The sequence below is a fragment of the Oryzibacillus soli genome (assembly GCF_051594765.1).
In the GTDB taxonomy this organism is placed as follows: Bacteria; Bacillota; Bacilli; order Paenibacillales; family NBRC-103111; genus Paenibacillus_AR.
Map to the genome: position 1 here is coordinate 157,239 of NZ_JBPPGJ010000010.1, position 23,663 is coordinate 180,901.

Annotated in this window: 11 protein-coding genes; all 11 read right to left on the reverse strand. The window is 42.9% G+C overall.

Features of this window, described 5'->3' with window-relative positions; genetic code table 11:
• Positions 1-7: 7 nt before the first annotated feature.
• Complete coding sequence (locus tag ACSEXW_RS15435; protein WP_438447068.1) at positions 8-2,824, reverse strand: hypothetical protein; 2,817 nt, start codon at positions 2,822-2,824, stop codon at positions 8-10.
• On the reverse strand, positions 2,821-3,333 hold the full coding sequence (dpdK, locus tag ACSEXW_RS15440) for a phospholipase D-like domain-containing protein DpdK (RefSeq protein ID WP_438447069.1): 513 nt from the start codon (positions 3,331-3,333) through the stop codon (positions 2,821-2,823). Before dpdK ends, ACSEXW_RS15435 begins: the two co-directional genes overlap by 4 nt.
• Complete coding sequence (gene dpdJ / locus ACSEXW_RS15445; protein WP_438447070.1) at positions 3,330-7,853, reverse strand: protein DpdJ; 4,524 nt, start codon at positions 7,851-7,853, stop codon at positions 3,330-3,332. The genes dpdK and dpdJ overlap by 4 nt, the downstream gene beginning before the upstream one ends.
• Before the next feature lie 15 nt (positions 7,854-7,868).
• Entirely contained in the window at positions 7,869-8,573 is a 705-nt protein-coding gene (locus ACSEXW_RS15450; protein WP_438447071.1) for a hypothetical protein, read from the reverse strand.
• 14 nt (positions 8,574-8,587) lie between these two features.
• On the reverse strand, positions 8,588-11,665 hold the full coding sequence (dpdH, locus tag ACSEXW_RS15455; RefSeq protein ID WP_438447072.1) for a protein DpdH: 3,078 nt from the start codon (positions 11,663-11,665) through the stop codon (positions 8,588-8,590).
• A complete protein-coding gene (gene dpdG / locus ACSEXW_RS15460) occupies positions 11,662-12,537 on the reverse strand; it encodes a protein DpdG (protein WP_438447073.1) in 876 nt (291 codons plus the stop codon). Before dpdG ends, dpdH begins: the two co-directional genes overlap by 4 nt.
• Complete coding sequence (dpdF, locus tag ACSEXW_RS15465; protein WP_438447074.1) at positions 12,534-15,062, reverse strand: protein DpdF; 2,529 nt, start codon at positions 15,060-15,062, stop codon at positions 12,534-12,536. The genes dpdG and dpdF overlap by 4 nt, the downstream gene beginning before the upstream one ends.
• Positions 15,046-18,324 carry a protein DpdE gene (gene dpdE, locus ACSEXW_RS15470; protein WP_438447075.1) on the reverse strand — a complete coding sequence of 1,093 codons (3,279 nt, stop codon included), beginning with the start codon at positions 18,322-18,324 and terminating at the stop codon, positions 15,046-15,048. The genes dpdF and dpdE overlap by 17 nt, the downstream gene beginning before the upstream one ends.
• 451 nt (positions 18,325-18,775) lie before the next feature.
• Complete coding sequence (locus tag ACSEXW_RS15475) at positions 18,776-21,925, reverse strand: hypothetical protein (RefSeq protein WP_438447076.1); 3,150 nt, start codon at positions 21,923-21,925, stop codon at positions 18,776-18,778.
• Positions 21,922-22,659, reverse strand: coding sequence for a hypothetical protein (locus tag ACSEXW_RS15480; protein ID WP_438447077.1), 738 nt, complete (start codon positions 22,657-22,659; stop codon positions 21,922-21,924). Before ACSEXW_RS15480 ends, ACSEXW_RS15475 begins: the two co-directional genes overlap by 4 nt.
• Positions 22,660-23,562 (reverse strand): tRNA-guanine transglycosylase, encoded by a 903-nt coding sequence (locus ACSEXW_RS15485; protein WP_438447078.1) that lies wholly within the window; start codon positions 23,560-23,562, stop codon positions 22,660-22,662.
• Positions 23,563-23,663: the final 101 nt, after the last annotated feature.

Consider the following 23,663-nt stretch of genomic DNA (forward strand, 5'->3'; position numbering starts at 1 on the left):
TTTGTGATCACGATGATAGCTTTTCTCGGGCATACACTTCAAAGCGTTCGATAATGCCCGCCTCCCCTGAACTTCGAGGATAAATCGGTTCTTCACGCAATTGATCTCGAATCCCGTATGTGAGGGCATGAGAGATACAACTTGTCACCACAATCGATAGGTCCGATTGACGTGCATAAGCAGTGGTTTGTTCATTCGGACGATCGAGCGTACAAACGCGTGTCTTAAGTTTGGCATTACGACGCGTGATTTGATCAGCAGCACGGCGAGCTGCCTTCTCCCTGCACGAAAAAATCGTGATTGTCATTTGGGGTAGTCCCATGAGTGGATCGTCCGCATCATTCTCACATTGTTGCAGATCTTTTAGCTTCTGTAGGGTTAAGTAATTGCCCGCTATCGTTTCACCCAGATCAATCAAATACGGCAAAAGCCATTCGATTTGCTCATCTAGTTTATCATGTAGTCTTCCTGTCCACTCGTTCCACATCGGTTCAAGCTCCATACCTGGTACGCCGTAGTCACAGAACAGTTCTAAACAATCATATACAGAAGCGAGTAAGTTCGGGATTGGTTGAAACGTCATCCAATCTCGCATGTTACGCCACTGGGTGTCTGTTGCTTCAGGTTTCTTTAAGAGAAGACCATCGATCAACCGAAGCAAGTTTTGTATCGTTAATTGGTTTTTTCCGGCAAACAAACGCAGCATGTCTGCCAAAGTTTCGTAAAACTCCGTTTCATCATTTTCCGGAAAATTTGGGTCTCGCGTTACATAATCAACAAATGGACTTAAAGAGCGGGCTATTACACTTCTCTTTGCGGCCTCAGTTTCAACAACTATCCAATGGATGAACCATTCGTTGATTTGTCGTTTTGCTGATGGAGACCAATTCTCGTAGTTTACACCAACCCGTCCAACCCAATCGGCCAAAAATTGATAATCTTCCTCTGCTTCAAATAGAATTTGATACCACGTCACCCATTCTTTTGGAATAAACCGCTCCTCAATCTCTAACCACTTATGATCGGACAAGACGGAACGACCCGTTAGTTTAGAACGAATGTAGTGAATGAATCGCAGACAGGAGTGGAGGTCTGGACAAGGCCGGTCCCCTGCTTTCTCAAGTACAGGATACAAGATCTGCAAAAAGTCAGATGAAGCCAAACGGTTCCATCCCTCTATTAATTCGTGAAAGAGTTTTTGGTATTCCAAACGGGTTAGACCCAACTCTAGTAACCGTTCAGACCATTCAGCTGCAATTACCATTTCACTACGCACACCTTGCATTCGAGATAAGAAACGTTGATGCAATTCAGTATAAATCGACTTCAACTCTTGCCGCGGCCATTTAGGATCATTAATGAGATAGCGCTGTAAAAACGGTAACACAGATCCCACGACGTTTTGCGTTTGAGATGAATCATTCCGAAGATGAGACAGCAGTATCTCCACCTCTGTAGGGTTGGATAGGAAGCCCTCACGGTCCCATTCCGTAACCCCACGTTTCGCTAAGTCATGAGCCATTTGAGGTTCTAACTCTTGAAGTCGATCAAACCATTCATTCCAGTTCGTTGGTATTTGTATGGGTGTGGTCCGGATGGTCTGGTTTTCAACTTCAGTATTTGGGAATAAATACGTATAGCAGACCTTGAGTTGCCTGCTGGATAACACGGAACGCAGTTCATCTTCACTTAATCGGGAAATGACATCAACAACACACTTGTCTACACGCAAGTCTTGGATTTCGAAAGCACATAGAAGCATCAATTGGATTTTTTCGATTGAGTATTCGAGTTTGGAGACAATGGCAAACGCCTCTTCATACTGACCGCGTTCCGTAAGGATTCTAGCTTCTTGGAACGTGCTGCCGGGAGTTGCGGAACTGCTTCCGCGAATTTTTGCAGAGTCAAACAAACTGTGTAAGATCGACTCTGCCTCTGACCCTAATCCTGCAAGGAGTAATTCATCTTGCATATCCGACAGTGGCATGTCGGGGTGGACGGCCCGCAACATAAAACTAATTAACGTATCAGGATGAGTCAGTGCACCTCGTACACGATATAGAGACTGATATTGCGGCCAAACCACCTCTAAAAATTTGTTTGTAAGCATCTCGGGGTCATTTTTATGCCCATCCAAGTAGAACCTGTAGACGGCCCGGATTAGGCTTTCCGTAATACGGGAAGGCCTGGAAGCTTTTAGTAAGTCTTCCATCTGCGGATGATGAACAATATCTTGCCAGCGCTCAAAACTGGACATCATTTCGATCCGCATAAACAACGCATTCCGCGGATCAATGAGACGATAACGCTCAAGCAAATCAATTTGATCTTTGGCGTGACCTTCGTCTCGAGCCTGTATGGCTAACTCAAAGCTATGCAATATTTGGAACGGGTCTTTGGGAATTTGGGATAACCGTTCCGGACGTACCTCTTGCAGTTGGAACATCAATTTCACTTTTTCACCAATCGTGTTTTCATCGCCACGAAAGGTAAAAAAGTGTCCCCGCGTGAACTCTTCCACAATCGGGTCTGCAACATGTGGGACCCCGCTATGCTGGTAACCGTTAAAATCACTGTAAGTCGGACCGATAAAAGAACGGATTTGTTCCCGTAGATGCATCAAGGAAGATTCATCGAAAGCCAATGCAAACCAAGTAAAGGAACGGTCACACTCCAGAAATGGAATAACAGTGGATACAGGGCGGCTTCTTGTCAGTCTGGATATAAATAGGCTCAGTTTGTTAATGGAACCAGATTGAATTTTATCCCACGTGATGAGGTTCGGGCTTGCAAAGAAACGTTCCAAAAACTGTTGGGCGTTCATACAAGTTCTCCCTTTCCCCACCAACGGCTCCACACAATCCGGTTCTCTGACACTTCCGAGGGGTCTGCCGTATACTGGATACATTCTTCAAGTGTCGTAATGCCGTTAAAGGTGAAATTCATCGACCCGCTCACGAAATACGAATCTCCTAATAATCCCTTCCGATGTAGGACGGGATTGTACCGAACTTCGAACGGTTTTGCTGTTTTTTGGCGAATGGCTTCAACAAACCGTTCATTATAGTCCAGTTTCCGCGTTTCCAAGAAAAATTCCGTACCTCTGTCGATTAAATGAGCAATAACATCAGAATACGTAATGTCCTTCCTGGCCCACTTTGGTTCAAGCAACAAAAATTCGTTGCATCGATTGCGAATAACCGTAATATCAGATACCCAAGGCGATGCTAAAAAAAGGCGGCGACTTGGCCGAATGAGTTCGGCAGACAAAAGGCATTGCAGCAAATCCGGAAGTTCACGGGACGCAGCATTCGTATAGATGTACCGAGTCATTGCAGCGCCTCCCGAATTTCAAAGTTCAATACATAATACCCGTTCTCCCTCGTGATTCCCTCGATCCTGGGATACACATGCAAAAATCCAAGATCCAGGGGCTCCGATGCGAGTGATATGATGATCGTGTTGATTTCCAACTTCTTGTCTTCCGGCACGAGAAGTTGTACAGATCCGTGTGCAACGAGTGTTGCTGTCATGTTTTCTTTCCAGTCAGGGTCTGAGTACATCACCTTTTGATGCAATTGCAAGGAGTCCAATAGTAGTTCACGATCTGTCGGCACACGGTTTGCAAAAGGGTTGTACGATTCCAGGGCTCTTTTTCTGATTTGCGAACCTTGCGGCCATATCATCCCGTAGATGACATTGAATCGCCAGTTGAAGTCATTTAACGCCCGGACATCAATATGATGAAGGGCGGCCTTGAACGATTCTGATTTCTCTACGTCAGCACTGCAAACATAGGAGAAAACCCGGGAATCCATTTCAATACCCAAGCGGGACTCTTCCTGTTTCCACGTTTGCAAGAGTTCAAATAAAAACTGATCGGTATTCGAATTGCTGCCAGGACGAAGAACCCGATTAAATAAACCGTTCATGACCGGCAGCGTGGCAAGAATCCCGCACTCTTGCATCCCCTGCTTGATTCGCTCAATAGATTGGGTGGTATCATGATAACCATTTGCGGTACGGAAGTGCCCAATCGATTCCCGCAGCGATTCATTCGTTTGAACGAGTTCCAATATACGGGACAGTTCGCGGTGAACAACTTCCGCATCCGATGGAGCAAGAGCACTTTCGATCAGTCTGTAAAACCGACGCGGGTCTTTTTGATAGGCATAGGCAATCTCTTCAATGATGCCGCTACCACCTTCGATGGTTTCGGTAATCCATATTTCGCTATCGGCATTAGACCACCTTCCTTCTTCTTGTTTCTGTGGTCCGCCTCCAATGTCCAGAATTAAATCGCTATTCCGATGCGGTCCCGCCATTTCGATACAGGCTTGCAATAACGCCTCACCGATTGTACTGATCCAACGTAGACGGGCCCAATCGTGCCAAAGTGCATCGGGTTCATCCCACAATACCCGGGCAAGTGTCTGTAAACGTTCGACTACTTCCGGCATTTGAAAGAGTGCAATGAGTTTCAGATGCGTCCGCTGGTATTGCGCTTCTTCCTCAATTTCCGATTCATTGGTGTTGGTGTTCAGTACTTGGAAAATAACGTTCATGACGGCATTCATATGTCCCGTAAACCCGGTCGAATGCAACTGACTGCATGCTTGTTCAAGGGGGCAATCATGAACCAAGGAGAAATGAAGCAGCGCAGAGAGATAGATTTCTGCCATACGTTCCAGCACGAAACCATTGCCTGCTTCTTTCAATACGGCATCCTCAATAACGCGGTACTGAAAGTATAACGAACGAAATGACCGTAACTTATCTCCATTGGAATCACCAACCGATATGACTTGTTCCGGGATATGTTGCAATAAAATCCGAATACCATCCACCTGTTGGACAAAACCAAGGGCTGCCGGTTGACGGTCTTCCAAACAAAACCGAATCGACAGTTCAACCGGGTCCGCTTGATTGGCAATTCGAACGGAAGCCTCCGACCCAATTGCAAATCGTCTTACGGATACGGCACTTTGAGTTTCATGAGTGTAGAACCGCACTTCACCCAAAATCGATGACCACCTGGATCCTTTCGGTATATCCACCTTAACCCCGTAGTCATCTCCACCTATACCATTGGCAGGCGCTAATTGGCTTTTCCAAACGAGAGTAGCGTTAGACTTGGTATCAATTTTACGATCTGACTGTTTGGGGTGGATTTTCCACGGCCGAATAGCCGGGAGTTCGATTACTTCACCATTGTACATGTATTGGAACAATCCCAGATGCCGATATTCATTTGACTGACAGAATTCGGTGATAGGCAAAGATTGCGGTCCTTTCCCTGGAGTGAGAGAAGGTGGTGCAATCCAATGGCTTTCTGCCCCATGGGAAATACCAAAACGCCGTGAAACGCGACCCGGAGCGAATGTGTTTAATGCTTGCAAAATATCCATCGATTCATCGTTACGGGACACATTGGGTGGCGGCGGCAAGACGATTTTTACTTCCGGGAGATTCAAATCCGTAAACAAATTCGCAGGTACAAATTCAGGCAACGGATGATTTAGAGTGAACATCTCCTTAGCCCCGCCAATAACGTCCCAGTTCGATTGAAGACGCCGCAGTAATGTGGGTATTACCTCTAGCAAGAGTGATCGCGGAGATTCCCACATTAAGGCATGCATCATTTCGGGTGAACATTTGAGCGCTTGCCTGATATAGGTTTCCATTCGATTGCGAACCGAGGATTCTTCCAAGACCCGTTTGATGAGATGGATCACTTCATTCTTCTCCGAAAACTCCCCGTCGGAAGGTTGGGCAAACATGTACCATAAACTTCCTGCCCAGGTCCGCTGCTGATGAAGTTCGTAAGAGGCCCAATCCATAAAAGCAAAGACAGCCTGGATACGTAGCACATATCGGTTCATAATCGGTAAACTTTGCCGCTCAAGGGATGGCTGAAATAACGTATCATAACTTTGGTACATAAACCGGTCACGGCCATAATCCGACAAGACGGTTATCATCCAAGGCCGCATATTCGGGTCGCGCCCTGCGCGGCCTTTACGCTGCAAAAATGCCGCGAGGTCCCGGGGGGCTTTATGCTGGATCACCGCCCCAACCTGCTTGTCGTTAAAGCCAACCTCCAACGACGGGGAGGAGACGATTACTTCCGCTTTCGGATCCACTCCCGCGTCTTGCGAACTCGTGCGACCGATCTGCAAGGATTCTGTTAAGTCGTGGCCGATGTTTTCACTGTACAACCAAGACTGCCCATGCAACAATCGCAGGGTTGCCTGTTCCCCATAATGGCTGCGTAATGCGGCAAGGGGTTGGCTATCGAGTTTTTTTGCAAGTGTTTTGTTGTTCCTTGCTTCAGCATCGAGCAGCGTATGGAATAATCGGTTCGTTACATCCAGATCATCAGTAAATAGAAACAGCTTTGTACCATAGGCGCTCACCATGTCACTTGCTTGAGTTGGCAGATCGAGCATCCGTCGAAGCAACATTCCCGCCTGAATGGTTGTCGAAAGAAGAGAAGTCCCAGATGCCGGGTCCCCCCGCAGAATCAACTGATACTCTTTTCCTTTGGACTCCATCATTCCAATCGAGGCGTCAATTTCAGATACAGCTCCCCGTGGAAGTCCTGTCAATTGACTGAAGAAGTCCCCAGCATCCCGCAAGGTAGCGGAAAGACCCGTAAAATGCAGGGGTGCTTTCGCCAAAGCATGCTGCCACCTGCGCAGCAGGAGGGCTACCTGCGCGCCATGAGTTCCCGTATAGGTGTGCACCTCATCCAACAAGACAATACGCGGTGCATGTTCCGTCCTCAGTCCGATCAGTGAACCATATGTATGATCACTCATATAACGGTTCATCATTTCGGTTGTGGTAAAGAGAATATCCGGCGGGTTTGTCCGTATGGAAGAACGGGTAAGCGGCATCAATTCTCCATCGATGGATGTCCCGCATCCCCGTTTGATGCATAAAAGTCTTTCACGGCCGGCAGCATGATCCGTAAGATTCCAGACGAGTTCAGATTTACATTGCGGGCATTTCAAGAAGGGACAGATATAGCCATGAGGACCCTTTTTCCACTTCTTTGCCACATGATTTATCTTGTTCGGGATATCTCCAAACACAGCTGAAATGGAGATGGGCCGCTCCAGTTGAAGATTGCGGTTTAATTCCCGGACTTCATTCAAGGTATCCCAAAACTGATCTTTCAGCAACTCGTTCCGGGGATAAAGTGCAATGGCTTTCGTCCAGCGGACACGATCGATTTGAGAAGCAATCCATGTCAGAGCCGGCAGATAGAACGACAGGGTTTTACCAGTACCGGTACCCGCGGTCACAATAAATCCGCGGGACTGCTCTTCCTGTAAATCCCGGAACATCCGCATAGTCGCATCCCGTTGAAAGGCAGACAACCGGAAGTTCTCTCCCTTTCCTTCTATGAACTTCTGCAGGATCTCCCGTTCATAAGTATCGAGGACGCCTTCTGCTTCGCGGAGCAGAGTAGAACCATCAATGTATCGTTTGGGATAGACCCGCGTCCGCTGATGAAACCGGAAATCAGAGACAAGAGTCGGAGACGTCTGCCATGTCTTGGAAGGGAACCATTGGCGAAGTCTGGCCATCAAACGAACCGTTTCGGCCATACGTGTTCTCCATATTTCTTTTCCACCAACAGGAAGCGCCGCGATCATCCATTCTTCCATTAAAGAATGAATGAGTTCGTCTGCAGTGAGATCTTCTATTTGATTCCGTTCAATAAAGTCAATTGCTAATTGGCTCAATTCTTCATCTGTAAACGAACCTTCAACATAGCCCCAGGATAAATACTTGGCTTCGTGCTCTTCCAATTCGTTGAGGAATAGTTGCTTCCAATCGCTCAACATGTTCCCTCTTTTCTAGATCCGTATTGTACAGTGTTCCTTTATTCCTTGTTCTTCAAGCCATTGAATGACTTCCGATGTCCAAAGTCGGATGGGTGCTCCGTTTGGACTTCCAGCAAGTTTGAGGAATTCTAGCACTTCACCCGGGACATTTCCTTGTCCAAATCGGTTCCATATCGCATGCACGGACTTAATTTCTTCGGTAACTTTCTTTACTTCGTTTACCGTCATGGGCAAGTGATTGGAAGCATTACCTATTAACTGTAAGCGCTGATTCATCACTTCAATATCCTGTTGAAAACTGGATATTTTTTTGAAGATGACTAACGTTTCGGTCTGGATGTGTGGTAATGATTGCTGTATATAAGCATTCCATATGTCAAGAAGTCGCTTATTCAATGTCTCTACAGCACTCTTTAATTGACGTTGAAAGGGAACAAATTCTTGCCCATCAAGGGCCTTATTGGGATTATCTAAAAAATGTTTTAATCGTATTTTTACCATGGTTAATGCCGATTCGATCGTTTCCCGTAAATTTGGGCACGGGATTCCGACATTTGTCATGACTTGGTAACTCGTACTTACCCCCGCTAATGCGCTGACGATCTCTTGGAGTGCGGTTTTACGAGTCGTAAAAAATTTCAACGATTCTTTTTCCGATTCCAACCTTTGTTTGGTGTTTACCAATTCGATAAAACGCTGTGATCTTGTTGCTAGCATACGTTCCCCTCCCTTCAGATAGATTGTAATCCTTGAATGATCATGTTCAGTTGGTCATTGATATCGCTTTTTACTTGTTCGAGTTGTTGAACGGCTTCATTTTGCTGGAGTACGCTTAAATCTTTTTCGATCTTTTCGGTTGAATTTTCCAAGAAACTAGTTAATACCTTTATGGAATCCTCAATTTCCGTGATATGATTTATGGGCAGATTACCAAGTTCAACAAGTGTTTCCAAAGGGGACTTGTCGATGACGCTTTCGATACGACGAACGATGTCCGCAATAGGGCGACTTTCGAGAATCGCAATCGAAGATTGAATCTTCGACGGATCATCACGTAGTGTTGCGGAGGACGCTGACGCTTGGTAGGCTTTTTTAAGATTATTTGTTGCACATTTTACGTCAATCTTATCACCTAAGGATTGCTTAACCATCTTGACCCATAGCTCTTTATCCTGTCTCTCGGCTTCAATCGCTTTGAGCAACCCTTTATTTAGAAGGTCTGCGGAACGGTTCAGTTTATCAAATGTGTTGATTTTATCTTCGGGAGTCGGGATTAGGTGGTCCAATTGCATGATGGAAAGTTGTCCCACTACCTTTGAGGCATCAATTAAACGAACTGACTTGGTATAATCCCCTTTCACCATGGCTAATTGCGCAGAAGCAAAATTCATAATTTCTTCTCGGTAATTCGTTAATGTACCAAATACCTTATCCCATTCACTCGAACGTTTACCGTTTTTTTCTACCAGGGGATTAAATAATGCATTTGCAAGGGATTCCACTGTCGTATCGTCCACTAAACCACTCATTGCTGCCGTGATGGCAAGGACTTCAATCGTAGACGGCAGTGGGTTCCATTTTCCTTCTGTAAGTGGAATATTACGCATTTGTTCAAGAAGCAGTGCACTCCACTTCTCCAAGTAGCGAGTAACAATACGTAAAAATATGGTGCCTTGTTTAAATTCCCAATGTTTGTAATGGTCGAAGTAAATAAGACCTTGGAGCGCAAGCGCTGTATCCTTCCATTCACTTTCCGTTTGCGGGAGCAACATAAGGATAGGACCCGTTCCCTGCTGGGTGGATTGACGAATAAAATTAATACTTCTATTACTCCACAACCTTGATTCGATAAACCATCTACCGTTTATTCGCTCACTATCCCATTGTATAAAGTCATTTAATGCGTCAAAGACGAGTTCACGTAAATCTTGGGTTAGTTTTTGAGGAATGATCCCTTCGTTTACCCATGAATCTACCATTCGTAACAATTCTTCGGTCTTCTGTGGTAATTCATTAACGGGTTGTGGACTAGGTTGAACCACACGTGGTTTTTGGGGATCAGTTTCTAGCCCTCCCGGATCTCCAGTACCAACACCTACATGGGGGTCTTTTTCTTTTTCCTTATCCTTATCTTTTTCTCTTGTGTGAGTGTATTGATCATCAAATCCATAACCCTTTACATGCAACGGGTCGAGACTAAACGCCTCATGAACGAATGGATGCAGATCCACGACGTCGAATTGTTCGGTCCATAATTCTATAAGCGTGTTCCGGCGCTCATGATGTACCGGATCTCGTCGTTCGATTTCACTTTTGACCATGGTCGTTAAGCGATTGTTTGTCCTTCCACCGAAATGATCAAATAGCGTGGACGACGGGAAGGTTCCTTCCAAAATGGAATCTGCATAGTTTTCTGTAATATGACGAAGTACTTTGCTAATTAATAAACGGGGATTGAAATTCTCTTCTTTTGTTGCGCGACTATACATGGTATGAAGGGCGACCCGATTAAAGGGGTACAATCCAACTCCCTCCACTTCCCCAAATGCCTTATGACATTGGTGCATGTGAGGACATTCGATTGCCGCGCATGCCGAAGGAAGCGGGTTTCCTTTTTCAGATTTCAAGAACCAATCCGAAATTTGATCTTCTGGCATCCGTATCGCATTTAAGTATTTGGCAGCGAAACGTTCGATTTCTTCTGGAGGTACGAGTTCTTCATCCACATCGAGTGTAACGCGGAAATCGATACGCGTAATTACGGTATCCTCTAATCGCTTGAAATAACCCGTTGTGCACCCAAGTGCGACACGCATATCGCACAATTTATCTCCGCCAGCATCCGAAGAAGGCTTATAAATAAGCGCATCGAGCAACTGGTAATCGATTCCCTGTAGAACCGTAAAGTCTTCAATTAAAAGCACTAATTCGATCCCTTTTCGAGCGAGCGCCATTCGTACTTCACTCATCAATTGAATCAAATCCGTATTGGACAAATTCAACATCGAGGAAATGGCCTTATCTAAGTTGCGATTTATCCATTCGACTGCCCTTTGTTGTAATTCATAGTCGCCGGCTAAATCAGAATAGATAGAAATTGCATCTTGGCTTGCACGATCAATAAACGAAAGGTTTAGGGGTAAATCTTCGACTGAAAACTCTTTACGTTCGTTTAATCGCCCTCCGTTTCCACCTACGATATGGTCTGCTAGTTGGTGAATAACGCCACCTTCCTTAAACCAGACCGGATACAATGCTGGATCACGAAAGAGATGGGGTAAATTCTCCATAAAATGTTGCTCGTAATCATCCAATTGTTCAACGGGATGATTTCCGTTTGGTCCAATATAGTAAGTGATGCTATTATGCAGCATTTCTTTTGCTTGGGCCAAAGAAACACTTCCGGCTGAACGAAGGATCTTCTGCCGATATTCTTCAAAAATCGATTCTTCTAGACCGTCCAGAATCATCAAAATAATATCTTTTAAGTTGGAAAGACGGGGGATAAGCAATACTCTCCGATTCTTTGGATCAATTTGAGCATGTAACCAGCGAACTAAATGCGATTTACCTGTACCCGACTCCCCCAATATGGGAACAAAGGCGTAATCCTTCTTTGCCATAAAATCATGTAGAAACGAGGTTTCGTCGTATGGAGAGCCTTTCCCCTGCACCTTAATGCCAGCCGTTTGTTTATACATTTTAATGGGATGGTGGGTGGCTAAAAACATATGCCGCTGAATGTGTAAGGCATCCGTATCCATGACTTTATGAATTTGCTCCGGTTTCCAGCAAACTAGTGGATTCATCGAACAGCCTCCTCTGCCTGCCACGTAATCTCGGAATAGCGATAGGTATTTTTAAATTCGGAAAAAATATATACATCATCGTCTGATTTTTTATCAAGAAGAACGTACTTTTCCTCGTGTAAACGTAACCAAGCAAGCGAACTAGATTGCGAAAGGTGACCTTCTGGAAGTGAAGATTCTACGCCAAATTCCTGATTCACCCAATCCCGGTATCGCCCCTGTTCCAAAACGGGGCAAAGTTTAGCCAACCGCTTAACGATCTCCTCAACATTATGAGTGCGCTTGTCATAAAACAATTGTGGTAAATAGTAACGGATGACTTGCGTAGGGTCTGGAATTAATTGTTTTAGAATCCGTTTGGCAAGCCCAAAATATAGAATCCAGTCTTCGAACTGACCATATCTTGCGTCGCTTGAGCAATCCATTTTGGTTTTCAACTGACGAAGGAGCGCTTCCTCCACTGCCTTCCAGTTTCCAGGAGCGCTATATGGATTCTGCGTCATATACCACGCAATAGTTTTGGCTAAATCTTCATTCTGATTTGACGCGGGGTCTGAAGTAAGTGTCCATTCTCGAATTAGATGTGGTAAACTCGCGTCCACTTTCGTTGCTTGCAAGACTTCTTGAGGTAAAGCGGTGTTAATAGAAAGCATCCCGTCTTTATCTTGAACTAGGAGTCCAAGATTGGTCAGTTCGCGAAGCGAATCCCCTACAAAATCAGTTTCATTCCGATCTGTTGATGCAAAGGCCTGAGGCATAATGAGGCGCCGTAACGTATCTGGATGAATTCGTCGGTCGGGAAATTGTAGCGTTAAACGATATATGGCATAAACCCGACTTGGTGATGCCTGGGGGTTTTTCAATAAACTCATAAGCCCACCTCCTGTTTAAATATCTCATATCGATAAGAGCGGATATCAATCAGGTCACTTAATAGATAACCCGGACGTGTGGGATGCTCCATTGTCTCAGGAATCAAAAAAATAACGGGAGTCCCTGGTTCAGCGTTTTTTTGCATCCACCGGAATACCGCACTATCATGTTCGGACTTCTCATGGATGACGATTGTTGGAACTTTCCACTTTAATCTCATGATTCCGGCATACTCCCGAATATCACTTGTCATTAGGGTAAATCGCCGTGATAATGTTTCATCCTCTTGAATCCAATTCAACCAATTCCCCGATGCTGCGATATGCATAATACCTTGAGTTGCAAACCAACGAATCATACGGAGCATTGATTGTTTTTCACGTAATGGTGCTTCTTTACTTGTACTGGATGAGCGAAAAAGAACCAGTTGATTATGGACAGTATCCAAATACCGTTTGAGTAAATTGGTGATCTTATGTTCCTGTTCCCACTGCAATGGATAGGAGTTCATTGCCGGAATTCCGGGATGTTGCCCAACCTTGCGACATGCGGGGCAGCCGCCGCAGGCAGTTGCTACAATGACTTCCCGCCTCTTACTGGTTGGATCATGGTGAGCAGGAATTGAGTAGATTTCCTTAAAGAGTTTGGAGAAACACTCTTCGCCACTGAGCATTCGTTCCATCAAATCAAATTCGCTCCGATTTGAACGTCTACTCTCTAGACGAAAATGGTCAACATCTTCCCAAAAGGATTCTTCAAGATGATCATGACGGAGCATACGCACGATTCGCCAGTTTTCGTTGCTGTCTTCCTCGAATTGTCCTGTTTGCTCCCAATCAAACTCTAGAACACCCATGCGACATAATAAAGTAAGGGTCCGGAGATGCCATTGTTCGTTATAGTCGTTTTTGCTATCAATCTGATCTAGGCCCATGCCTGGTGATATGGATACCGGTAATCGGAACAAATCGAGTTGTCCCGGTACTAATTCACGATTCGAAAACATTCGCTGCCAACGAGGACGGCCTTTTTCTACAGTAATTAGTTTTGAGACACTCATTCGACGTGCTAGTTCCCGATCGTCGTAATCGTATAACAATAAAGACATCGAGGCCCGACCATCACGTCCACCTCGCCCCACTTCCTGATAAAACCGATCAATACTCTCAGGAACGCAAGCATGGATGACCGCACGAACCTCGGCCTGATCGACGCCAAGACCAAACGCTGAAGTTGCGACAACCATATCAATACGGCGATGTTGCCAGTCCAGGATAATAGATTCTCGCTTGTCTTGTTTCGTTTCTCCGTGAAAGGTACAAACTCTATCGTAACCCACTTTCCTTAACACTTCACATAAACCGATAGCATCCTCGACCTCCGTCGTGTAAACAATCAGTGGTCTAGGTAGATGATGAACTGCTTCAAGGAGACGCAACGTTTTTTCATTTTGATTACCGCATTTTGCAACCCAGTATGAGGGTTCGGGGCGAAGAGATACAGCGGAAAAGGCATCGAAAGGTCCGGGGCCCCCAAATAACTTCTCCAACGTACCTAAGCAAGATTCGGTAACGGTAGCAGATAGTAAGACTGTCCGAAATGGGATGGCAGATTTTCGAAGGATCATTCTACGCCAACCGGACAACTCTTGGAAAGCTGGACGGAAGTTTTCCCCCCATCCATCCACCGTATGTGCCTCATCAATGACAAGCATTTTTAAGAAACCGCGTTGTGCCGCAATTTGAATAGGAAAATTTAAGGACTGTAGAACACTTTCCGGTGATGTAAATACAATTCGCTGCGATCCATCCATAATTTTTTCTTTTATGATTTCATTTTCCATTTGACGTGAGGAACTCGAGAAATACGCCATCGGATGATCAACCAAAGGCTGGAGTGCTCTTTCCTGGTCTAATGCTAATGCCACTGTTGGCACAATAACGACAGTGACCCCTTCTTGCTTCGACATCATGAGTGCAGGTAACTGCCCACAAAGGCTCTTTCCTGTACCGGTTGGCAGGTTGATGAGTACAGTTGCATCCTCAGGTGCGGTCAGAAGGGAACGTACGGCATCTCGTTGTGCGCCACAACGATAAGAATGTCGGCCCACTTCAGGCAAAAACGGGTCACCTTGGACTTCTTTCAGGTGACTCCGCTTCACAAGACCGTATAAGGGTTTGTCTGGTTCCTCACCAGATTTGAAATTCAACCAATTGGGTGCCCAGGGTTCTGCATACACGAGGAATGTATTTTCATTCTCCTCGAGAGCAACAACCCCTGCCTCCTGGTACATCGCTAAAGTAGGCCAAGACTGTTGTTTAGGCACCTTTAAGAGGATTCGTTGTCCACCACTTCTCTCTGATTCTGCCCTAAGGATTCCCCTCACGAGTGCAGCAAGATCTCTGCCGCTTACACCATTTGAGACCGCTACTGCGAAACGTAGGAAGAATGGATTTTCAAATGGGGGGAGGTAGTTGAAATCACCTTGCTCCAACCAATCTTTTAACTCATCCCATTCGTTCAACCCCATTCCCTCCCCTTTGTTTCTGTTTTTTCAGCATTTTTGCTGAAAGGACCATGAAACCAGCCGAATCCAGGTGTACGTTTGGTTTTTCAATTCCATCGATTATGGCCGAATACAGTTCCTCGTCAAATGTTTCTTGTTTTCCCCATTTGCTCTCGTAACTGTTACGCAACTCCATCTGGGTTTTCATGTATTTAAAATGAACTCGGGCACGCTCCGCATTGGAAGCGCACAATTCCTGAAAAGAAAGTTCCGTGAAGAGTTTTTCATTGGCTTTTCCTTCGCAATTATTGCATAGCCTTCGCCACGTTTTGGAAGCAAAAGTGTCTCGAATGACATTCAGTCTCTCTTTTGTAATATTGGTGTCGTTTCCACCATCTTCTACATCAAGAAAAGGTGCTTCCATGAGATTGATATATTCGATGCTAGCGGGTTGACCGCGGAAGTCCATATAAACCGTGATATAGGTCGGTTCAAAAAATTTATCGAGTATTCGCCGGAATGCCTTCACTTTATTCAATTCTCCACGTCTAGCCAGAAGTTGCTTTAATGGGGTGGTATCGCCTTCGATGATATAGTGAAGGCAAAATCCGAGCCAATCTTCAGTTCCTTTTTCCCAATTAGGAACACGACGCCAGATAGCATAGGTCTGTCCTCGATCATCCCAACGTAAGTAATCGCTGAGTATATCAAAGAAAGGTTCACCGATCCGGTACATCTTAGTTTCTTTAAGTTGAACAGATTTTTCTCGATCGTAACAACCGGGCATGTCCATTTGTTTATGTAACGCCTTCAGATGAAGTGTTGGGACTAAAGTCCGTTCTGTAGCTTTGTACAGAATTTGGCCATCGTGAATCCCTCTTTGCGGCAAAAAATTCAATGCTCCAATGATCCACGGTTCTACCGAGGTTTGAATTTTTAGAGGATGACTTTCGTATCGGACTAACTCTTCGAAAAAAGTGGTTGCTTGATTTTCACGAGCATCTATTTCGTCAATGATTTGTTGTTCCGCAATTTTAATTTTTTCTTGCTCGATCGCCGCGCAGATTTCCAAGGTGTTCGTTTCTAGCCTAGGTAGACCATGGATATATAAATTCCGCAGAATTAGCGGCATATGTTGGTCAACGAAGAATTGCAGTGACGAAATCGACGTTTGGAAAATTCCCAACCCATTTTTTAATAAATGATACCATGCGTATTGATAATTGACCTTTGAATCCGGGCCTGTCAAAACTGTCATACGGAACGGTCTTACACGTCCCAAACGATCCAATCGGCCAATTCGCTGCTCCAGTCGATTAGGTGACAAGGGCAAATCATAGTGAATCATATGGTCTGCAAATTGAAAATTTCGACCGATCTCCCCTGTGCTATCACAGACCAATACTTGCATCTTTGAGTCATTACGAAAAGCATCAGTGACTTTCTCAATGTCTTCTTGATCCAAACCTGCATGATATGCGCCTACTACACCTTCACCGAATGCTTCGTGAAGTCCATTCACTATGTCCGTGCACACTTGCGTATACTGGGTAAAGATGACGATCTTCTGAGGAGGTTCTCCCTCACGATTTGCTTTATGTTGAAGATGTTTCATAATTGAAATTAACAATTGAATTTTGTCTCCAAATTCACTTTGTTCTTCGAACACTTTCAACATGCGCTCAAGAAGGTCTTTCTCACCGCGGAAATGTCCTGAGGTTAGGGAATCGAGAAGTTTTTTTGAAATCACTCTCTCTAATCGCAGTGTGACTTTTTGATTAAGACGTGATCGAACAATTTCACAGAAAAGTTTTTCATCACTTCCCGCCGTTTCCAAGAAGAGTAACCAAATTTGAAACAAAGTGGAGGAAGTTGTTGTTTCCTCTTCCCATAAATCTCTTTCGGATGCCCAAGCCTCATACCGGTACTCATCTAATACTTGATGAAGGATTTCAGTACGTTCATCAATATCAGATTGTTCCACGATTTCATGCTCGCCCCGAGTGTGTTTGAGTAAATCCCCTACACTTTCTCTCCGGTTTCGTAGCATGCGACGGTGAAGTCGGTAGGTTTCAGAAATATGTACTCGAATTCGCCGAATAAGACTGCGTCTTTCATCCTCACTGAACTGATTCAGACCGTCTTCTAATTGGACAAGCATCCGATCCAATATCGGGTCATTTTCAAACAAGGTGCGCAAATTCGCAATACCTCGTTTAAGTAAAAAGGGTTTCGTGTCTTCACGAAATGTCAGCAAACTTTTGCCGACATCTTGTCGAAACATAACTTTCTTCTGGAAGTCAGTCAACTTATTCAGTTTGTAATTGTCGGGGTCGAGAAGATGTAACATGGATAAAAATTCGTGTTCGTTGTTTAGGACCGGAGTTGCTGAAAGAAGCAACAAGGCATGTGCACGGTGACAAATTTTTTTGATGCTCTCATAACGATTTATGGCTGCCGGGTCCTTTGAAAAAGCCAACTTAGATACCTCGTGGGCCTCGTCTATAATCACGATATCCGGGAAAAAGTAACGATCCACTTCAAAAGTTTCCACAGCTGCAAAGTGTACGCGTCCGGGAAATTGCCAAACCTGGCATCGATGGTCCAATTCCTCCCTCCACTGTGCTAGTAAGAAAGCCGGAACTAGTATAAGAGCATTTCTTTCTCCTTCATCCAATAACATCTGTCTAAGTATGACCCCTGCTTCTACTGTTTTCCCAAGTCCTACTTCATCGGCAAGAAGATACCGTGGCACAGGATCTTCTAAAACACGCCGAATCACTTCAACTTGATGGGCCATCAGAGTGATATTGGAGGAGATTAAGCCTGTCATACCTTTCGCCGCGGCACGTTGCTCCATTAACGTTTTCAAAAAGACAGCTCGACGAATATGAAAATATGCTGTCTCTTGTCCCAATATAGACAAAACGTCTGTCGGATTAGGCAAAGACTCATCACAACGTACGAATAAATCCTTAGGCGCAATATACATCGAGTACCGATCTGGAAAGTCAACTTCATACTCTTGGTCTACCAAACGAAGTGCTCTTCCCATCACCCACTGGTCATTTTCTTCGATATAATAATAACAACGGGTTTGATGTTGAAGAATAACTTCCGAGATATCAGACATGGGATAAGAAACCTTCTCTTGCTCATGTATCGAATGGAAGTAAGTGACTTCAACGGATTTTGTATTGTCGGAGATTGAAGTCAGTTTTCCAACTCCTTTACCATCCGATTTCGATTTAACGAATGAACCAATATATATTTTTCCCACGTTGGTTCCTCCAGTTACCTGTATTCGGTCTTTAATAATTTCTCTACTTTATTCACAGACTGCTTTCTGTATACTTCTATAACCAAGCCATTCTTCCTGTTTATATAGGATAAACGTATCAAATACGCTTAATGCTTTCAACAAAATACTTTGTTTACCACCATTTTACAACAGTAAACCCTACATAAGTAGAAGGAGGAAGTCGTTGAACCGACTTCCCCCTCTTGATGCATAAGAAAACCCCCAGTTCAACTGGGGGTCCACGTAAAGTTTACAATTATGATTGTTTGTTCCCGGTTTTGATCATTAACTTAATGCCGCTTCTAATTGTTTAACATATTGGCACAGACGAACCGGAAGCACCTTTTTTTGTTATACTGTCAATTATATGACGACCCTTGGACAGGAATTCTCACCGACAATTGGATATTACCTTTAAGCAGCAACATTATTACAGATCCTTACCGGCTACTAACTTAATATCCACAACTTCAAATACTTTTGGAAACCTCCCCTTCATTTCCTCGATTAAATTCTTCCATTGTACAAGTGGGAGATTACTGTAGCCATTCTCTAATAGTTGAATTAATTGTCTCCTTATAGCTGGACGAAGGTCAGTTGAATTGTTGATACGGGTAATTGCTCCCTGAAGATCTTCAATATCATACCAACCCATATCTTCACACATTCTTGAAACAATATTTGATATCTCGGTTGCCCTTTTATTTATTTGGACTAATTCAACCATAACTTTGTGGAAGTCAATACCATCCCAAGCTTGTAGGTCATGTATATAATTCGAATCAGGAAACTTGTAACTTAATAACTGCTCAACAATCCACCGCACTTTCCTCCATTGCTTCTGAACGCCAATAGTTGTTGGTGTAATTACCTTAGATATTAAGATTTCCCTCACTACACCACGAGGTGTCATTGTTAGAGTCTGGATCAAACGGATCATATCTTCAGACAATTGAACAACTTGATCTTCACTCATTTCTGTTATTAAACTAGAATCTTCAATAGCTTTCCACTCACTTGAATCTTCAATATCAGACATTAGTTTGCACAATTGTCCTCTGAAACTATTTACCCTATTCGACCACTCTAGGAGTACTTTTTCCCTTTTTTGAACAAACTTAAAATCTTCATAAACTCCACTTTGTACCATCTTTTGATTTACAGTATGGAACGTCTTGTAATCTATAAAATCTAAAGTATGTTTTTCCCTAAGTAAATCAAGAGTAATGGCATATTGTTTCTTTGTCGGGTCTTCCAATGAATGTAAATATCGGGTTAACCCGATTGTTTCTAGTAATTTTTCTCTAAGTTGTACTGAGAATTCCGATTTGTACTCATTAAACTCATCTTTCAGTTTTAACAAGAATAAACTTAAGGGTATCTGTGTACCTATTTGATATTGTTCTAACGATTTGCTTGGGGTTATGTTGTTTAACCACTGTTCGAAATCGAAATATTTCGGTTTTATAGGATCAATCATATTATCCCGTAACAAATACCAATCTTGAAAAAGTTGTTCGGTAATATCCCTCAATTCTTTTGAAAAGGGAGAGTCCTTTATATTGGCCCAATCCGATTTACTTAATAAGACCCATTCTTCAACCCAGCACTTCAAATTATATGCAAATTCATTAAGGCTGATTCCTAATACTTCTTCAAGTTTACTCTCCCACTCATGATGTAAAAGGTCACTTTGATATACCCATGAAGCTGTATCCCAATCATTCGAAATTCTATTAAAAAATCTCGCACGTTCAGATGGTTTTGCATGATGTAGATTCGATACTTCAAGCGCCGCTAAACTTCTCCTGACAGTAATATGCCCATAAAGTGAAGAGTTTGCTTGAAATGATATGGGGTATCTCGCCCCTTTAACAACTTCCTTCCTTTGTATCACAGAACTTGACCTTGGAGTAAAAGGTCTTAACATATTTGTTGCTTTTGTTACATCATGTAGTAAACTCGCAACACCTAATCTAACTGGTTCTAATAATTCGATATTTGTCTTTTTCCCTTCTACCCAATCACGGATTACTAGATGGTCTATACTTAGCGTCTGTGGCTGTTTATCAATCGTTTTATAATCTATTTCTGTTGCAAATGTACCTCCTAAAGAATGCAATCGAACAGTTTGGTCTGGTAATTGATACCCAAAATTTTTCAATAATGATCGCGGTAATACAACAGAATCATCTTCTTCAGGTGCCATCCATTCCGCTATGGTCTTTAGAAATACATCAGGATGTTCAGCAAAGGCCTCTCTGGCAATATAAGGAATAATCCTCGATATTTTTTTCCGATCTCCCTTTTGAAAAAAACGAACAATCTCCTTTGAGTATAGAATTATGTATCTGAGTTTACCTTTCCCGATTGGAATTGCATCATATATTCTACGAATCATGGATTCATTAAAGGGATGGAGAACAATCTCGTTTTCATCTACAGATACATTATTCGTTATTATCTGACTTTTACAATCTGTGAAATGAGCACAAGCCATTGAACAATCAAACCCCTGACTCGCTTTTAATTGAGATAAGTACTTTCTCATATAAGGAACCGATTGTTCACGACCCAGATTGTAGAATACCTTTCCGGTTTCGTCTGAGAGCCACAACTTCTTAACACGGTCATCTATCGTATCAAGAGTCTGAATTCTTTTCGTTATTTCGACTCCTCGTTTTGAGTCCTGTATCGAACCTGGTGTAAGTCCTATGACTACATCCCAATTCCCCTCTTCAAGGGTTATTAACTGATCTAACAAGTCGTTGGCATATATGTTCACTGATTGCACCAAATCATCAATTAATAACAACGGTCGGATATTCCTTTTGACCAATTCCTTAGACAAATGTCTAAAAAGTGACCCCATGTCCCATCCTTCAAACAAATATTGATCCAACTTACGTGATAGCGCTTGCCGAACGCCCTCATAATCCAGGTTCAATGTAATCGTTGTATTTGCAAGTAATTCTTCAAACTGTGCTGGATATAGCACCTCAAGAGGAGTTGTTATCTTTCCATTTTCAACCTGCTTAGTAAATTCCAAAATATTCCTTTCTATGTGATGTCTTAATAAAAGAGCTGCAGGTATGATTTCTTCATCCGAATCCAAAATATCTGAAAGTGTCGACCATACCATCTGATTAATTAACGTTACAGGCTTTTTCTGCAGAAGTTCCCAACGGTTTTCATCAATTTCAGTTCGTATTGGTATATTAAATGTCTCATAGCATTTCTTAATTAATACTTGTGGATTTAATTCAGTCCTAGAAATTCGAACGACAGGACGATCTTGTACTCTTTTTATCCATTGGTCTCTAATCCAACATAACAATTCTGATTTTCCAGAACCTGTAGAGCCAAATACAAGATAAACCCTATTTCCAGCAGTATCAACATTTGATAGGTCATCCAACAACTCCAGTTCAGTCACTTCTGCGATAAGATTATTACCTTGATATTTATGCATCACTTGTGGAAAATGAGTCTCGTTGAAATACTCGGATGAGTAAGAATATCTTTCATCAGCTGTACCGACCAAAAGCTTAAGTGATTCTTTATTTAGGCAAGGAATCATAGATTGACATCCTCTCCAATTCTTATCCAGTTCCATTCATAATTTGGGCCATAAGACATAAAGGGAAGGTCTTGTTTCATCTCGACTTTAATATGTCCTCTTTCACTTAATGCAACTAACCCAAACAATAGGCCATTAAAAACTTTTCCATCCTTCGTCATACACGGCAGTATAGGATCAATAAATTGCTCACAGTATGGGTGTAAACCACCCTCCCATGGACCAATTTTTCTAATGATCTCTATAATTAACTCGATTTGAGGTAATGCATAGAACCCTGCATAGGCTCGCCTGCCAATCCCAAAGTACTCCATAATACGTTTCCAAGCATTTATTTTTTCATGACCAACCATTGTCTTAGGAAAACTTGAGTTCACATGATAGTGAATATTTGAAATAAACAATTTGTTCGGTTTCACGAAAAATTCCTCATATATACTTGCGAATATATAATTTAAGGAATTGGCCTCTGAAACCTTCGCTAACTCTCTAAATTTCAATAGAGCGTGTAATGTGCTCCAATTAGGAACCATGGGATGATAACTATGTTCTCTTTGCTCAATAAACTCTAGATCTTTGAGAAATACTATTGTGCTCTCAATTAAGGAGGATATATCACCATCATCCTGATATTGCATCTTATCTTTTAAATCCCTGATATTGTTTGCTTCACCTTTCTGTATACATTCATAGATTGTACGAATCTCGGGACCATAACACATTTGGAATAACATCTAAACTACCTCCTCCCTTTCTGTACCTACTTTCATCTTTTCTATTGTTTTCACCAAGTGATAATAGTTATGAATAGATCTTAGTCGCATGTATGGCCGCGGCGAAGGAATAAACATATCCTGTGGGTTTTCTTTACAAACAGGACATTCACAATAGAGCGGTTCTCCTAGTCGATCGGATTGTGGTTTGGCACGGGAGGCACTGATTACGTAAGTCCGGAAAGGATTGCTATAGAATACCTGATAATATGCAGCTGCCATAGTTGGCCGGGTAGAATCAAACGATGCAACCCTCATTCTGACCATTTCTGCCATTTGTGTAATACCTGTTACACCAAAAACATGTAAATTCTCAGCTCCCACCGCTTCAATTGCGTACTTAATGAATTCTATTTGTTGTTTTTGGTTCTTAGCCAATAACGAGCCAATACCGAAAAAACGATAACCCATTTTTTTTAATTCATTCGCAGAATAATGAACACTTGCTCTATCAAATCCCTGGATTACCCCCATTGTGGAAACATTGACCGGTAGTTTTTCCTCTGATACAACCTTTAAGTATTCATAAGCGTTATATAGCGTTCTTTCCATAGCATAATATTGGTCTGATAAGGAAGTCTTATTGAACATGGGTTCGTCAAAATGTACTAACCTAATTGAAGATGTATTTGGACATTCATCTATTAATGACCTTTGGATCTCAAATACATGTTTGAGCGTAGGTCTTTTTTGTTGTTTTACATAGAAAACTGAACCACAATCAATGATTAATTTATTTGGTTTGTTTTTAAATCTCTTGAGGGTTCCCTGATTGTCAGATACAGCACTTACAAGTGTCGGACAGTCAGAGTAATAATCAGAAAATAAAGCATCGCTATGGGACCACCCTACGTAAAATTGCATTCACAACCCTCTTCTCTACGTGATCTTACGTGATAGTCTCATCATAGCACATTATTGTTTTTCCCAGCTACTCTTTTTTACAAAAAAAATAAGAGAGTCAT